This is a genomic window from Streptomyces avidinii (assembly GCF_014650695.1).
GTDB lineage: Bacteria > Actinomycetota > Actinomycetes > Streptomycetales > Streptomycetaceae > Streptomyces > Streptomyces avidinii.
The window spans coordinates 44560-60225 of sequence record NZ_BMVL01000012.1 but is presented as its reverse complement, the minus strand read 5'-3'; the positions used below and the strand labels follow the sequence as shown (position 1 = coordinate 60225).

General features: G+C 73.1%; 14 protein-coding genes. 7 read left to right on the top strand and 7 right to left on the bottom strand.

Translation table 11 applies throughout. From position 1 onward, the window contains the following. Window positions 1-79: 79 nt before the first annotated feature. The 7 genes from IE257_RS27575 to IE257_RS27545 all read left to right on the top strand — a co-directional run bounded on the left by IE257_RS27575 (window position 80) and on the right by IE257_RS27545 (window position 8056). Window positions 80-1306, top strand: a complete 1227-nt coding sequence (locus IE257_RS27575) for an MFS transporter (protein WP_189972603.1) — start codon at window positions 80-82, stop codon at window positions 1304-1306. Continuing rightward, on the top strand, window positions 1303-2829 hold the full coding sequence (locus IE257_RS27570; protein ID WP_189972602.1) for an ATP-binding protein: 1527 nt from the start codon (window positions 1303-1305) through the stop codon (window positions 2827-2829). Before IE257_RS27575 ends, IE257_RS27570 begins: the two co-directional genes overlap by 4 nt. A gap of 12 nt (window positions 2830-2841) precedes the next feature. Continuing rightward, a complete protein-coding gene (locus tag IE257_RS27565; protein WP_030388488.1) occupies window positions 2842-3183 on the top strand; it encodes a nuclear transport factor 2 family protein in 342 nt (113 codons plus the stop codon). Between the two features lie 112 nt (window positions 3184-3295). Next, the gene (locus IE257_RS27560; protein WP_229920696.1) at window positions 3296-3943 is read left to right on the top strand and encodes a TMEM175 family protein; all 648 of its coding nucleotides are present in this window, start codon (window positions 3296-3298) and stop codon (window positions 3941-3943) included. A gap of 72 nt (window positions 3944-4015) precedes the next feature. Next, window positions 4016-5317, top strand: a complete 1302-nt coding sequence (locus tag IE257_RS27555; protein ID WP_189972601.1) for an IS701 family transposase — start codon at window positions 4016-4018, stop codon at window positions 5315-5317. Then, window positions 5317-6468, top strand: coding sequence for an XdhC family protein (locus IE257_RS27550; RefSeq protein ID WP_189972600.1), 1152 nt, complete (start codon window positions 5317-5319; stop codon window positions 6466-6468). The genes IE257_RS27555 and IE257_RS27550 overlap by 1 nt, the downstream gene beginning before the upstream one ends. Before the next feature lie 145 nt (window positions 6469-6613). After that, the gene (locus IE257_RS27545; protein ID WP_189972599.1) at window positions 6614-8056 is read left to right on the top strand and encodes a GuaB1 family IMP dehydrogenase-related protein; all 1443 of its coding nucleotides are present in this window, start codon (window positions 6614-6616) and stop codon (window positions 8054-8056) included. 61 nt (window positions 8057-8117) lie between these two features. Here the strand turns inward: IE257_RS27545 and IE257_RS27540 are convergent, their stop codons facing one another. The 7 genes from IE257_RS27540 to IE257_RS27510 form a co-directional block, all read right to left on the bottom strand. Beyond that, complete coding sequence (locus IE257_RS27540; RefSeq protein WP_189972598.1) at window positions 8118-9359, bottom strand: histidine kinase; 1242 nt, start codon at window positions 9357-9359, stop codon at window positions 8118-8120. Further along, on the bottom strand, window positions 9356-11086 hold the full coding sequence (locus IE257_RS27535) for a sodium/solute symporter (RefSeq protein WP_189972597.1): 1731 nt from the start codon (window positions 11084-11086) through the stop codon (window positions 9356-9358). The genes IE257_RS27540 and IE257_RS27535 overlap by 4 nt, the downstream gene beginning before the upstream one ends. A 105-nt stretch (window positions 11087-11191) precedes the next feature. Continuing rightward, complete coding sequence (locus tag IE257_RS27530) at window positions 11192-11467, bottom strand: hypothetical protein (RefSeq protein ID WP_189740415.1); 276 nt, start codon at window positions 11465-11467, stop codon at window positions 11192-11194. 208 nt (window positions 11468-11675) lie between these two features. Further along, window positions 11676-12509: a LytR/AlgR family response regulator transcription factor gene (locus IE257_RS27525; RefSeq protein ID WP_189972596.1), complete on the bottom strand. Its 834-nt coding sequence runs from the start codon at window positions 12507-12509 to the stop codon at window positions 11676-11678. A 117-nt stretch (window positions 12510-12626) separates the two neighbouring features. Beyond that, the gene (locus IE257_RS27520) at window positions 12627-13586 is read right to left on the bottom strand and encodes an SCO0930 family lipoprotein (protein WP_189972734.1); all 960 of its coding nucleotides are present in this window, start codon (window positions 13584-13586) and stop codon (window positions 12627-12629) included. A gap of 117 nt (window positions 13587-13703) precedes the next feature. Further along, on the bottom strand, window positions 13704-14717 hold the full coding sequence (locus IE257_RS27515) for a GDSL-type esterase/lipase family protein (RefSeq protein WP_229920694.1): 1014 nt from the start codon (window positions 14715-14717) through the stop codon (window positions 13704-13706). A 14-nt stretch (window positions 14718-14731) separates the two neighbouring features. Next, window positions 14732-15517 carry an SDR family NAD(P)-dependent oxidoreductase gene (locus IE257_RS27510; RefSeq protein WP_229920693.1) on the bottom strand — a complete coding sequence of 262 codons (786 nt, stop codon included), beginning with the start codon at window positions 15515-15517 and terminating at the stop codon, window positions 14732-14734. Window positions 15518-15666 lie beyond the last annotated feature (149 nt).

Below are 15666 nucleotides of genomic sequence, written 5' to 3'. Positions count from 1 at the left end.
GCCCATCAGGGCCCGCCACGGGCTCATCACGGGGGAGTTGAGTGACGCAGTGGCCGAAACATCCAAGACGATCACGGGGGTGACCGTGCACCGAGCCGCCCGCGCGGCCAGTGCGCCCAGAGGTTCCGGCTTCTGGGTGGTGGGCGCGGTCCTCGTCCTGTTGATGCTCTCCTCTTCCGTGCCCTCCGCCCTCTACGTGCTCTACCAGCAGAAGTGGGGGCTCTCCTCCGGCACGATCACGGTGGTCTTCGCCCTGTACGCCGTCACGGTGCTGGCCGGACTCCTGCTGTTCGGGTCGCTCTCCGACACCCTGGGCCGGCGCCCGGTCCTCGGCGCCGCACTGGTCCTGGCGATGGTCTCGATGGCCCTGTTCGCCGGAGCCGGAGGACTCGGACTGCTGCTGGCCGCTCGCGCCGTCCAGGGACTCGCCGTGGGCCTCGCCACCGGGGCGATGGGCGCGGCCCTGCTGGAACTCAGCCCCGCGTCGAGACCCGCGCTCGGCGCCCAGGTCAACAGCGCCGGCCCCACCGTGGGCATCGGGCTCGGGGGGATCGGAGCCGGACTCCTCGTCCAGTTCGCGCCCGCGCCGACCGCCCTGAGCTACCTGCTGCTGGTCGGGGCCTTCGCCGTGACCCTGGTGGGGGTGGCCCGGATGCGGGAGAGCGCGCCGGGCGCCGGCGGCCGGTTCCGGGGGGTTCCGCACCGGATCCACGTACCGGCCGGTGCCAGGGGCCGCTTCACCGTCCTCGTCCTGACGATCGTCGCCGTCTGGTCGGTGGGCGGCTTCTACCTGTCGCTCGGCCCGCACCTGGCCCTGTCCCTGCTGGAATCCACCAATTACCTGGTCGGCGGGGCCACGGTCGCCCTGCTCGCGGGCGCCGCCACCGTCGCCCAGCTGATGCTCGGCCGCACCGAGGCGCTGCGCACCGCCGTGCTCGGGCTGGCCGGCCTCCTCGCCGGACTCGGCCTGGTGCTCCTCGCCCTGGGTATCGGCTCGGCCGCCGTGTTCCTCGTGGCCACGGCCGTCCTCGGCGGCGGCTGGGGTGCGGCCTTCCTCGGTTCCTTCCGCGCGCTGAGCGCGCTGGCGGATCCGGCGCACCGCGGTGAACTGACCGCCGCGGTATACGTTTTCGCGTACCTCGCGATGAGCGTGCCGGCAGTCCTGGCCGGGATGCTCACCAACATCCACGGACTGCACCGCACCTCGGTCGGCTTCATGGCCGCGGTGGCCGGCGTGTGCGCTCTGGCCCTGCTGGCCACCCTGCGTCTGGCCGCCCGTACCCGGGCCGAGGGGAGTACGGCGTGAACGCGGCCGACACGAACGACCCCGGGCTGAGGTCCGCCCTGCGCGGGCTGGAGATCTTCGCCCGGATCACCGAGGAGCAGCTGGACTGGCTGGTCTCCGTGTCGCAGCCCCGTGTCCTCGCCGACGGCGACGTCCTCTTCCGGGACGGCGAGGAGGCGACCGGCTTCCACATCCTGCTGTCCGGCGGGTTGGTCGTCACCAAGGTCGTCGACGGCCGGGAGGAGGTGCTCACCCGGCACTCCACCGAGGAGGAGAGTGCGGCCGCCGAGGACCACGACGGCAAGCCCTCCGCCGCCCACCGCTTCACCGGCGAACTGCCCCTGCTGACCGACGGCTCGTACGTGGCCACCGCGGCCGCCAGCGGCCCGTCGACCACCGTCGTGGCCTACCCGAAGCCGGTCTTCTTCGAGATGCTGACCCGCTGCCACGGGGTGGCCGCCGTCCTGATCCCCGTACTGGCCTGGCGCATCAAGTCCTCCGAGGTGCAGGCCCGCAAGCGGGCCACCGTGGAGGCGCTCGGCACCCTGGCCGCCGGGCTCGCCCACGAGCTGAACAACCCGGCGGCGGCGGTGGCCCGGGCCGCGCAGGAACTGGCCCCCGCCCTGGAGCGGCTCACCTGTACCGCCCAGGCCTGGGGCGCGGCCGCCTCGGGCGCCGAGCGCGCCGTCCTCGACCGGCTCGCGGAGGAGCTGGACAAGCTGCCGCCGCCGGTGACCACCGACCCGTTCGCCCAGGCCGACGCGGAGGAGGAGATCGCCGACTGGGCCGAGGAGGCGGGCACCGAACGGCCCGGCCTGCTCGGCTCGGGGGTCGCCGACCTCGGGCTGGAGCTGGGCTGGCTGCTGGAGCGGCTGGAGGGGGTGGGAGCGCCGGCCCTCGCCTGCGCCCTGGACCACTTGGCGGCGCTGCTGGAGATCCGCTCGCTCGCCGCGGAGCTCCGGGCCGCGGGTCCCCGGATCTCCCAACTCGTCTCCGCCACCCGGGATTACGCCAACCTGGACCGCGCGCCCGAGCAGAGCTTCCGGGTGACCGAGGGGCTGGAGAACACGCTGGTCGTCCTGCGTGCGAAGCTCGCCGGTATCAGCATCGTGCGTGAGTACGAGCCCGGACTGCCCGAACTGACGGGCTATCCAAGCGAGTTGAATCAGGTGTGGACCAACCTGGTCGACAACGCGGCCGAGGCCATGGAGGGCGCCGGCGTACTGACCCTGCGGGCCCGCGCCGAGGGCGTCTGCATGGTCGTGGAGGTCGTCGACACCGGCCGCGGCATCCCGGCGGCATCGCTGCCGCGGATCTTCGAACCCTTCTACACCACCAAGGACGTCGGCAAGGGCACAGGCCTGGGGCTGCACCTCAGCTACCGCATCGTGACCCAGCGCCACCACGGGTCGATCACCGCCCGTTCGCGTCCCGGCGAAACCCGGATGGTGGTCCGCCTGCCCTTCGCGGGCGGCGCCCAGTCCTGCGTCTCACCTGCGGCAACACCCGAAACGGCACCCATCGTGGGCACCTCTCCCAGCTGAAACGGAGTCGACATGGCCAAGTACGACATCTCCACACTGCACCCGGTGTTCGTCCGTCAGATGGAGGCACTCGCCGCCCTGGACATCGAGGCCGTCATGAAGAACTACACCGAGGACGCGGTGCTGCTGCGCTTCGAGGGGGTGTCGGTCGGGATCGAAGCCGTTCGCGAGACGTTCACCGGCTATCTCACCGTGAAGCCCACGCTCGTGGAACTCCAGGAGTACATCGAGACCGAAGACACCATCTTCTACCGGGCGATCATGAACCTGAACGGTGAACCGGAGCATGCGTTCGGGACGCTCGTCGTCCGCGATGGCCGAATCTGGCGCCAGACAGCCGGATTCGGCGGCTGACGGCCGAAATCTGGGTAGCGTGTGCGGGGAGGGCGCCGCAACGTCCTCCCCGTATGTGTGGCGCGCCGTGCGGGCAAGCCGCTTATATGCAAGAAGTGGCAAAGGGGAGGCAATGGAAAACGAAACCGGGCGGATCGAAGCCTTCAGTGATGGCGTATTCGCCATCATCATCACGATCCTCGTTCTGGAATTAAAGGTTCCGGAAGAAACCGGATCGGACTTCTGGCTCGGGGTCCGGGAACAGTGGCCCCATTACGCCGCTTACGTCGTGAGTTTCCTCATCATCGGTGTGATGTGGGTGAATCACCACACCATCTTCAGCCACCTCAAGAGGGTCGACCGCCCCCTGTTGTTCCTGAATCTCCTGGTACTGATGGTGGTATCGGTGATTCCGTACACCACCAATGTGCTCGCCGAGCACCTCATGGAGGAAGGCGGCTCCGCCAACGCCGCCGCGGTCCTCTACAGCAGCGTCACCGTGGCCTACGCCATGGCCTTCCTGGCCTTCTGGTGGTACGTCACCCGGGTCGGCCACCTCTTCCACGAACGGGTGGACAAGGAAGGCGCCCGAGCCACTCGGGTGCGCTTCGGCCTCGGTGCCATCGCCTACCCCCTGACCGTGCTGCTCGCCTTCTACTCCGCAACACTCACACTTGTCGCCCACTTCCTGGTCGCGATCTACTATGCGGCGAACCAGATCCCGATTCCTCTCGTGGTAGAGGAAGAGCGGCTCGAATCTGCCAGCGACCTCAGGAAGTAGCCGCCGGGGCCTACGGCCGTTCTGCGCGGTCAAGTAGGGTATTGGATCTAGCTGGTCGCGGGGGAGGCCCAGATGGCTCGCGTAGTCCTGCCGGAGGATTCCACGGCGGAAATCTCCGAAATGATCGACGTCCTGATCTCTCTGCTCTTCGAATCCTTACCCCGGCGGGACCAGCGAAACTGGGCCCGCGTTTATCTGAACGGTCTGGTGCGGACCGCCGGAAAGAAAACAATTCGTAACATCGCCGGAACAGGGGCCAGTTCCGTCGAGCAGAGCCTCCAGCAGTTCATCAGCAAGTCCCCCTGGGACTGGACCCCGGTCCGCCGCTCCCTCGCCCAGCACCTCGAACGCACCGCGCAGCGCCCCCTGGCCTGGGTGCTCCAGCCCATGGTCATCGAGAAGGCCGGAGACCGGTCCGTCGGCGTCGGCCGGCAGTTCGTCCCCCAGCTCGGCCGCACCGCCAACTGCCAGCAGGCGAGCGGCATCTGGCTCGCCTCCAGCGAAGCCAGCTTCCCGGTCGAATGGACCCTCACCCTCCCCGGGCCCTGGACCAGCGAACTCCTGCGCCGCCGCCGGGCCGGCATCCCCGACACCGCCCGCTCCCTCACCCCCGCCCAGGACGCCGTACACGCCGTCCAGCGGATGGCCGCCACCTGGCAACTCCAGCGCCGGCCCGTGGTGATGGAGGTCGCCAACAGCGACCTGCCGCAGAGCATCGAGTCCTTCACCCTCCAGGACATCCCCTTCGTCTTCAAGGTCGACGGTTCCCTCCCCGTCTCCTTCGGCGGGGCCGGCCGGCACAAACCCGGTCCGCACACCGCCCCCGCCCGCGAACTCATCGACTCCCTGCGCTCCCAGCGCCGCGTCGTCGAATGGACCCGGCACGGCCGCGCCGAGGGCGCCGTCACCCTGCTGACCTCGGCCTCGATCTTCGCCACCCCCTGCGAGGACCGCCCCGTACCCGCGCCGCCCACCCCGCTGATGCTGGTCGGAGCCTGGACCGAAGCCGCCCTGCTGCCCTCCGAGTTCTGGATCACCAACATCGGCGACCGGCCGCTCGCCCAGCTCTTCCTGCTCGCCAAACTCACCGACCGCGTCTCCCTCGACTTCGCCGAGACCTGCGAACCCGTCGGCATCCGGGACTTCGAGGGCCGCTCCTTCCGCGGCTGGCACCACCACGCCACCCTCGCCAGCGTGGCCCACGCCGCGAAACTGCTCGGTGCGCGCCCGAAGCTGCCGGACGGATACCCCGGACCCACCCGGTCCGCCGCCGCCACGGCCCGGCCCCCCGCGGTCAGACCGGCCACCCCTGCCGTACTGCCGCCGCGCCCGCACGTGCCCGGACAGACCCCGCGCCGCGAATACATCCGCTGATGCTCGACATAGCCGACGAGCTACGCGCGTGGTGCGCCGCGCAGCGCGAGTTCGCCCTGGCCACCGTCGTCGCCGTTGCTGGGAGCGCTCCCCGCGGACCCGGCGCCTCCCTCGCCGTCGACGACCGGGGCACCGCCCTCGGCTCCATCTCCGGAGGCTGCGTGGAATCCGCCGTGCACGAGCTGTGCCTCGGCGCCCTCGCCTCCGGCGAAGGCGGCCTGCACCGCTTCGGCTACAGCGACGAAGACGCCTTCGCCGTAGGCCTGACCTGCGGCGGAGTCCTCGACGTACTGGTCACCCCGGTCCGCGGGCTCGACCCGGTCCGGTCCGTGCTCGGCTCGGTGCTCGACGCCGCCGCCGGGGGAACCCGGGCCGCGCTCGCCCGGGTGGTCTCCGGACCGCCGACCCAGCTCGGCCGCGCGCTCGCCGTCCACGCCGACGGCTCCTACGAGGGCGGGCTGGCGGGCGGACCCGACCTGGACCGGGCCGCCGCCCGGCAGGTACGGGCCCTGCTCCTGGCCGGGCGCACCGGCACCGCCGAGCTCGGCACGGCCGGCGGACTCTGCGGGCAGCCGCTCACCCTGCTGGTCGAATCGGCCGCCGAGCCGCCCCGGCTCCTCGTCTACGGGGCCATCGACTTCGCCGCGGCCCTCGCGCGGATCGGCGCCTTCCTCGGCCACCGGGTCACCGTCTGCGACGCCCGGCCCGTCTTCGCCACCGCGGCCCGCTTCCCCGACGCCGACGAGGTGATCGTCGACTGGCCGCACCGGCACCTGGCCGCGGAGCGGGCCGCGGGCCGCCTGGACTCCCGTACCGCGGTCTGCGTCCTCACCCACGACGCCAAATTCGACGTACCCCTGCTGGAACTCGCGCTGCGGCTGCCCCTGGGCTACGTGGGGGCCATGGGATCACGGCGCACCCACGCCGAACGCGTCCGACGCCTGCGGGCCGAAGGCGTCACCGACGCCGAGCTGGCCCGCCTGCGCTCACCCATCGGCCTCGACCTCGGCGGCGCCACCCCCGAGGAGACGGCCCTGGCCATCGCCGCCGAGTTCACCGCCGTCCGGCACGGCGGCTCGGTGCTCCCGCTGGCCCGCCGCCGCGGCCCCGTCCACCGCCGGACCCGGCCCGCCGGGACCAAGGTCCCGTAGGAAACGACCATCCGGCCCGGCCCGTCCTGGACGATCAGCCCGGGCGGCGTGAACTCCAGGTCGTGGGAGAATGAAGTACGTGCGTTTCCTCGGCTGTCCTGCCGGGGCGTAGACGGATCCTTCGATCGACTGGGATGTTCAGCACGTGCGTTTCCTCAATGACCTGAAGCCGCCGTACGACCTGACGTACGACGATGTGTTCATGGTGCCGAGCCGCTCCGCGGTCGGTTCCCGTCAGGGTGTCGACCTGTCCTCGCCCGACGGCACCGGCACCACCATTCCCCTTGTCGTGGCCAACATGACCGCCATCGCGGGCCGCCGGATGGCCGAGACGGTCGCCCGCCGCGGCGGCATCGTCGTCATCCCGCAGGACATCCCGATCGAGGTCGTCACCGACGTCATCTCCTGGGTGAAGACCCGCCACCTCGTGCTCGACACCCCGATCACGCTGGCGCCCACCCAGACCGTCGCGGACGCGCTGTCCCTGCTGCCCAAGCGCGCCCACGGCGCCGGCGTCGTCGTCGACGCCGAGGGCCGCCCGATCGGCGTCGTCACCGACCACGACCTGACCGGTGTGGACCGCTTCACCCAGCTCTCCGAGGTCATGTCGAAGGAGCTGCTGCTCATCGACGCCGACATGGACCCCCGCGAGGCCTTCAACCAGCTCGACGCCGGCCACCGCAAGCTGGCCCCGGCCGTCGACGAGGACGGCAGGCTCGTCGGCATCCTCACCCGCAAGGGCGCACTGCGCGCGACGCTCTACACCCCGGCCACCGACGCGAACGGCAAGCTGCGCATCGCGGCCGCCGTCGGCATCAACGGCGACTTCGTGGCCAAGGCCAAGCAGCTGCTCGACGCGGGCGTGGACACGCTCGTCATCGACACGGCGCACGGCCACCAGGAGTCGATGATCAACGCGATCAGGGCCATCCGCGCCCTGGACCCGCAGGTCCCGATCGTGGCGGGCAACATCGTCGCCGCCGAGGGCGTCAAGGACCTCATCGAGGCCGGCGCGGACATCATCAAGGTCGGTGTGGGCCCCGGCGCCATGTGCACCACCCGCATGATGACCGGCGTGGGCCGCCCGCAGTTCTCCGCGGTGCTGGAGTGCGCGGCCGAGGCGAAGAAGTACGGCAAGCACGTGTGGGCCGACGGCGGCGTCCGCCACCCGCGCGACGTGGCCATGGCGCTGGCCGCCGGTGCGTCCAACGTGATGATCGGCTCCTGGTTCGCCGGTACCTACGAGTCCCCGGGCGACCTCCAGCAGTCCGCCGACGGCCGCCTCTACAAGGAGTCCTTCGGCATGGCCTCCGCCCGCGCGGTGCAGAACCGCACGAGCGAGGAATCGGCGTACGACCGTGCCCGCAAGGGTCTCTTCGAGGAGGGCATCTCCACCTCGCGGATGTTCCTCGACCCGGCCCGCCCGGGTGTCGAGGACCTGATCGACTCGATCATCGCCGGCGTCCGCTCCTCGTGCACCTACGCCGGTGCCGGCTCCCTCGCCGAATTCGAGGAGAAGGCCGTCGTCGGCATCCAGTCCGCCGCCGGCTACGCCGAGGGCAAGCCGCTGCACGCCAGCTGGAGCTAGGCCGCCTCGTGGTCCCTCCGGGTCCGGGCCCTGCCCGGGCCCGGCCACCGGGGCCCGTCCGTCAGGGGCGGGGAGGCCGGTGACCCGAGGGCGAGCTGTGCACGCCCGCACGGTACTTGGGAATGCGCAGGGTGACCTTCATGCCCGCCCCGACGCCCGTCTCCATCACCGGACCGTACTCGTCCCCGTACACCTGCCGGATCCGCTCGTCGACATTGGGCAGCCCGATCCCGGAGGAGCCGGCGCGCTCCCCGGCCAGGATCCTCCGCAGCAGCGCCGGATCCATCCCGACCCCGTTGTCCTCCACCGTGATCACCGCCTCCGAGCCCGCGTCCTGTGCCGTGATGGTGATCCGGCACTCCTCGGTCGAGTCCTCCAGCCCGTGCTTGACGGCGTTCTCCACCAGGGGCTGCAGGCACAGGAACGGCAGCGCCACCGGCAGCACCTCCGGCGCCACCTGGAGGGTCACCTTCAGCCGGTCGCCGAACCGGGCACCGGCCAGGGCCAGATACTGCTGGACGGAGCGCAACTCGTCGGCCAGCGTGGTGAAGTCGCCGTGCCGCCGGAAGGAGTACCGGGTGAAGTCCGCGAACTCCAGCAGCAGCTCCCGCGCCCGCTCCGGATCGGTCCGGACGAACGAGGCGATCGCAGCCAGCGAGTTGAAGATGAAGTGCGGGGAGATCTGCGCCCGCAGCGCCTTGATCTCCGCCTCCATCAAACGGGTCCGCGACCGGTCCAGCTCCGACAGCTCCAGCTGTACGGACACCCACCGCGCGACCTCCGTCGCGGCCCGCACCAGCACCGCCGACTCCCGCGACCCGTACGCCACCAGTGCGCCCAGCACCCCGTCCTCGCCCGTGAGCGGGGCCACCACCGCCCACTTCAGCGGACAGTCGGGCCGCTGGCACTCGGTCCGCACGCTCTGACTGCGCCCCGACGCCAGCATCACCGCCACCCGGGCCATGGCCCGCCGCTCATGGTGGTCGGCGCCCGGACCGTCCCAGGCCAGCACCGACTCCCGGTCGGTGAGGCACAGCGCCTCCGTGCCCAGCAGCGACCGCAGCCGCCGGGCCGCCTTGCGGGCCGCGTCCTCCGTGAGCCCGGCCCGCAGCGGGGGAGCGGCCAGCGAAGCCGTGTGCAGGGTGTGGAAGGTGGCCCGCTCCACCGGGGTCCCCAGGTCCGTTCCCGCCGCCCGCTCGCCGCGCCGGGCGTGCCACCGGCCGGCCGCCCAGCCCGCCCCCAGCAGCAGGACCGCACCCGCCGCCGCCGGCAGGGCCAGGAGGGCCGGCGCCACCCCGCTCACCGCGGGCCCCCCGCCCGTTCCCCGGCCACGACCTCCGGCAGGTGCAGCCGGGCCAGGGTGGCCGCGGTCCCGGCCGGGATCCGCGACCGGGTCGCCAGCGACACCACCACCATCGTCAGGAACCCGAGCGGCACCGACCACGCCGCGGGCCACGCCAGCAGCGTGTGCAGCCAGCCCGGCGGGGCCAGATCGGCCCGGGTCGCCAGGACCGCGCTCAGCGCCGCCCCGCCGCCGGTGACCAGCCCGGCCACCGCACCCGGCGGGGTCAGCCCGCGCCACCAGATGCCCAGCACCAGCAGTGGACAGAACGAGGACGCCGACACGGCGAAGGCCAGGCCCACCGCGTCCGCCACCGGCACCTGCGTCGCCGCCACGCTCCCGGCCAGCGGCACCGCGATCGCCACGACCGCCGCCGAACGGAAACTGCGCACCCCCCGGGCCGGCAGCACGTCCTGGTGCAGCACCCCGGCCACCGCCATGGTCAGCCCGGATGCCGTCGACAGGAACGCCGCGAAGGCGCCGCCGGCCAGCAGCGCGCCCAGCAGATCACCGAGCAGCCCGCCGAGCATTCGCTCGGGCAGCACCAGCACCGCCGCGTCCGCGTCGCCGGTCAGGGCGAGCTCGGGGGCGTAGATCCGGCCCAGCGCCCCGTACACCGGCGGCAGCAGGTAGAAGACCCCGACCAGCGCGAGCACGACCAGCGTGGTGCGGCGCGCGGTCCGCCCGTCGGGGCTCGTGTAGAACCGCACCGCCACGTGCGGCAGGCCCATCGTGCCGAGGAACGTCGCCAGGATCAGCCCGTAGGTGGCGTACAGCCGGTACTCGCGCAGGCCGCCGGACATCGGCACCGACCAGGTGGACACCCCGGGCCGGGCCTGCGTCCGGGTGTCCGGAACGGGTGTGTCCGCGGCGAACTCCAGCCGCGCGTGGGCCCGTACGGCATGCTCACCGGCGGCCAGGGTCAGCGGGGCCGACACATAGCCGCGCCCGTCCACCTGCCCGGTCACCGTCACCGTCAGCGGCTGCGCCACGGACAGCCGCACGTCCTCCGCGACCGTCACCGAGGTGTGCTCCCGGAAGACGGCCGGGGCGTCGAAGGTGGCCCGCGGCGCGCCGTCCCCGGCCCACGCCGCGAGCAGGAAGAAGGCCGGTACCAGCAGCGCCGTGAGCTTCAGCCAGTACTGGAAGGCCTGGACGAAGGTGACCGAACGCATCCCCCCGGCCGCCACCGCCACCGTCACCACGAACGCGACGACCAGCCCCCCGACCCAGTGCGGGGCCCCGGTCAGGACCTCCAGGGTCAGCCCGGCCCCCTGCAACTGCGGCAGCAGGTACAGCCAGCCGACCCCCACCACGAACAGCACCGCGATCCGGCGCACCACCAGCGACTCCAGCCGCGCCTCGGCGAAGTCGGGCAGCGTGTACGCGCCGGAGCGGCGCAGCGGGGCCGCCACCAGCACGAGCAGCACCACGTACCCGGCGGTGTAGCCCACCGGATACCAGAGCATCTCGGGCCCCTGGAGGAGCACCAGCCCCGCCACCCCGAGGAAGGACGCCGCGGACAGGTACTCGCCGCTGATGGCCGCCGCGTTCAGGCGGGGCCCCACCGTGCGCGAGGCGACATAGAAGTCGGAGGTGGTCCGGGATATCCGCAGGCCCAGCGCGCCGACCAGGACCGTGATCACGACGACGACGGCGACCGCGGTCAGCGCGTACGTCTGGTTCACCGGTCGGTCCTTCGGCAGGGGGAGGGGTGTCCGGAGTCTATGCACGCCCCCTGACCGGGCGACAGGTCCGATTCGGACCGCCCACCGGACCCGCCGGAGAGCGGGTCACAGCGCCGGGTCGCGGTGCTCCGCGCAGTCACGCAGGGCGATCTCCAGCTCCACGTACGACTCCTCCGCGCGCCGGAAGGCCAGCGTCAGGGCGGCCTCCGCGCGCGGCGGCACCTGCTCGCGGACCCCCTCGCGGGCCTCGTACAGGACATCGGCCCAGCGGGCGGCGGCACTGCGCAGCCGGGCCAGCAGCACCTCGGCCTCGGCGGGTCCGGCGGGCCGGGCGCGGGGCAGCCCGCTCAGGGCGTCGACCAGCGCCTGGATCTCGGACATCTCGCTCCTCCCGCGCCGGAAGATCCACGATACGCAGGAGCCACGACCCCGGAGGGCCGATCGGACGAGCGGTGCGGCCGACGGCTCCGGCGGATCGCCGTACGCCCCTCCCGGCGCGACGAACGGCGCCGCCCAGCGCCGGACGGTCGCGGGCGAAGGGCACGAGGCGGGCGGCGGGCGGCGCACGGCGCCCGTGCGGCTGCCGGTTTCAGCCGGTCGCCTGCCGCATCAGAAGATCCCGCAGCTCCCGCGCGTGCCGGCGGCTCACCTGGAGCTCCGCCGCCCCCACCCGGACGCTCGTGGTCCCGGCCTCCAGCCGCAGCTCGTCGATCCGGGCCAGCGCCACCAGATGCCGGCGGTGGATGCGTACGAACCCGCGCGCCGCCCAGCGTTCCTCCAGCGTGGACACCGGGATCCGGACCAGGTGGCTGCCCTCGTCGGTGTGCAGGCGCGCGTAGTCGCCCTGTGCCTCGACGTAGGAGATGTCCGCGATGGCCACGAAGCGGGTGACCCCGCCCAGTTCGACGGCGATCTGGTCGCCGCCGCGGTCGGCGACCGTGACCTCGGTGACCGGGCGGCGCGGCACCGCCGCCGCGCCCGCCGGCGGGACCTCGGCGGCCCCCGCCGGGGCCGCCGCGGCCTCCTCGGAGCGGCCCAGCTGCTCGCAGGCCCGCCGGACGGCCTCGGCGAGCCGCTCGGGGCGCACGGGCTTCAGTACGTAGTCCACGGCCTTGAGGTCGAAGGCCTGCACGGCGAAACCCTCGTGGGCGGTGACGAACACGATCAGCGGCGGCCGCACGAACCCGGCCAGCAGCCGGGCGATGTCCAGCCCGGTCAGCCCGGCCATGTGGATGTCCAGGAAGACCACGTCGATGCCGTCGGCCCCGGCGGGGCCGGACTCCAGCGCCCGGGTGACCCGGCGCAGGGCCTCGGTGGCGTCCGAGGCGCCCTCGGCGCTGCGCACCCGGGGGTCCGAGCGCAGCAGGTAGAGGAGTTCCTCCAGGAGCGGCTTCTCGTCGTCGACGGCCAGTACGCGCAGCATGCGGCCGAGTCTAGAGAGGACTCCGTCCGGGCGGAACGGGGAAAGGGCGCGGCCCCCGCCCAGGGGGGATGTGGGCGGGGGCCGCGCGAACGGGGTGGGGGGAGGGAGTGGCCGGGACTACTGGACGGTGATGAGCTTGCCGTCGGGGGACACGGCGTACCAGGTGCCGCCCACGCCCTGGCCGTTGATGTCACCGGGCTTCTTGTCACCGCTGAAGGTGTAGACGGGCCAGCAGTCGACGCTCTGCTGCTTCTGGCCGTCCGGGCGGTTGAGCACCGTGTAGTTCTTCTCGACGATCCCCTTGTCCTTGGCCTTCTCCACCGGCGCGACGACCGGCCACTTGGTCAGGCAGTCGCCCACGCACTTGGAGGTCATCGGCCACTGGGTGTCCGGCTTGAACCGGTAGACGGTCATGCCCTTGCCGTCGACGATGTGGTCGCCCAGCTTGGGGTCCTTGGCCACCGACAGCTTCCCGTCGGCCTCGGCGGCGCCGCCCTCGGCCGGAGCCGGGGCCGCTGCCTCCGCCTTCGCGGCCTTCTTCCCGTCGGGCCCGAACGCGAACCACACCCCGCCGACGCCCTGGCCGTTGACGTCGCCGGCCTTGGCGTCCTTGTTGTAGCGGTACGCGGGCCAGCCGGCCACCGTCAGCTGCTTGCTGCCGTCGGTGCGCACGACCTCGCCCAGCAGCGCCGGGTCCATGCCGGCGGCGGCGGTGGCGTCGCCCGCGGCGACGACCGGCCAGGTCTTCGCGCAGTCCCCGTCGCAGTTCGACTTCGGCGGCTTGGCCGTGTCCTTGTCGAAGCGGTAGAGGGTGAGACCGGCGCTGTCGGTGAGCACCTGGCCGAGCTGGTCGTTGGGGGCGGCGGTCAGCTGACCGGCCGGCTTGGCGCCCGCGGCGCCCGCGGCGCCCGCGGCGCCGTCGGCGGCGGCCGGGGCCTGCCCGTAGTCCTGGGCGGCGGCGGCCCCGACCGGCTTGGTCGTGTCTGCGGCCTTGTCGTCCGTCGGGCCGCAGGCCGTCGCCGCCAGGACGACGACGATCGCGGCCGTGGCCAGGGTGGTTCCGCGCTTGATGCCCATCTTGATCTCTCCCACTTCGGTGTCCTTCGCGTCCGCCACCGGGGTGGCGTCAACTCTGCCCAGGACACGCCGCGGTGGGCGAGATCTGTTCAACCCGTCCGGTGTGGGCTGTTTCACTCACCCCACGCCGAACCCGGAGCGCCGCAGGGCCGTGGCCACAGCGAGGCCGAGCACCTGGTGTCCGCTGTCGTTGGGGTGCAGCCCGTCCGCCAGGTGCTCGGGTCCGAGCAGGTCACGGCCCGGGAGCACGGCCAGCCGGTCGTCCCCGGCGGCGATCCGGTCCCGGGTGGCGCGCTCCATCGCGTCGCGCAGGGCGCCCAGCGTGGCGCCGAGTTTGTTGGGGGTGCGCTCGGCGTCCGGCCGCAGGACGGGGGAGACCAGCAGGAGCGGGGTCCGCGGGTGGCCCTGGCGGACCAGTTCGAGGAAGGCGCGCGTGGTTTCGTACAGCAGGGGCGCCGAAAAGGGCACCCGGGACCAGCAGTTGGTGCCGAAGGCGAGGGTCAGGGCATCGGCGGGCAGGCCCGCGAGCTGTTCGGCGGTGGTCAGTTCACCGCGAGCGGCGCCGGCGTAGCCGAGGTTGACGGTGTCCCAGCCGAGCGCCCGGCCGGTGACGGCGGGCCAGCCGTGCGCGGGGCGGGTGGACCACCACCCCTCGGTGATGGAGTCGCCGTGCACCACCCAGCGCGGGGCGGGCGGCGCCGGGGTGAGCGGCCCGCCGATCCCGCGCAGGCCGAGGATCAGCGGGGACTGGGTCTCGGGCGGGTGGACGGTGAACGGACCGCTTCCGCCGCCCAGGCCGATCCGTACGACGGCTTCCGCGGCCGGTTCGGTGAACACCTCGGTGACCACCCCGTGCCGGTCCCAGAGCGCGAAGCCGTGCGCCAGGTCGCGCAGCGCGTCGGTGGGGCCGGGCAGGGTCGCCCGGTAGCGGATCTCCACGGCCCGCGCGGTCTCGGTGGTGAACTCCAGCCGGACCCCGATGGGCAGGGTGGAGCGCTCGCCGGTGTCCCAGGGCAGCCGCATGGTGTCGGCCGGGTCGGCACGCACCGGACGGCCGCGGTCCAGCCAGGCGACCCCGCGCAGGAAGGGCTGCGCGTCCTGCCAGGGCGACGGCTCGTCAGGGCCGCCCACCGGTCCCGGTGGTATCACAGGTCGCCTCCGATCATCGGGTACGGGAACTTCACGCCGACCCCGCCGTCCACCACGAGCGTCTGCCCCGTGACGTACGCGGACAGCGGCGAGGCAAGGAAGTACAGGGCGGCCGCGATGTCCGCGGTCTCGGCGACCCGGCCCAGCGGGGCGTTCTCCGCGTTGCGTCGCCGCCCTTCCGTGCCCAGCAGCGCGGCGACCCGCGGGGTCCACACCACCCCCGGTGCCACCGCGTTCACCCGTACCCCGCGCGGACCCAGTTCCACCGCCGCGGAGCGCACCAATGACATCAGGGCGGCCTTCGCGGCCCCGTAGGCCGCGTGCTGCGGGGCGGCGGTCAGCCCGGAGACGGAGGCCACGAAGACCAGCGGGCCGCCCCCGGCGGCCGCGACGGCCTCGCCGCCGTACTGCACGGCGAGCAGGGCGTGCCGCAGGACGACGTCGAAGTGCCGGTGCCAGCCGGCGTCGTCCAGCGCGGGCAGCCCCGCGTACCGGGCCGTGCCGACGATGTCGACGACCCCGCCCACCGGGCCGCCCAGCAGCCCCGGAGCCTCCCGGAAGAGGTCGCGCACGGCGGCGCGACGGGTCACGTCGCAGCGATAGGGGAGGCCCCCGGTCTGGGCGGCGACGGCCGCGGCCCGGTTCCCGTCGAGGTCCACGCACAGCACGCGGGCGCCGCCGGCGGCGAGCGCGTGGGCGCTCTGGCGCCCGATGCCGTTTCCGGCGCCGAACAGGACCATGCGGCGGCCGTCGAGGCGGTGCAGGGCCGCGTAGTCCGGCACGGGGGAGGGCCGCCCGGTACGCAGCCACCTGCCGGGCCATCGCCTCCAGCGGCTGCATGATCGAGAACGACAGCAGCCCGAGCCCGGCGGCCCCGGCCACCTCGGCGGAGCCGGGGGAGGCGGCCGCCATCCAGGCCGGGGGGGTGCGG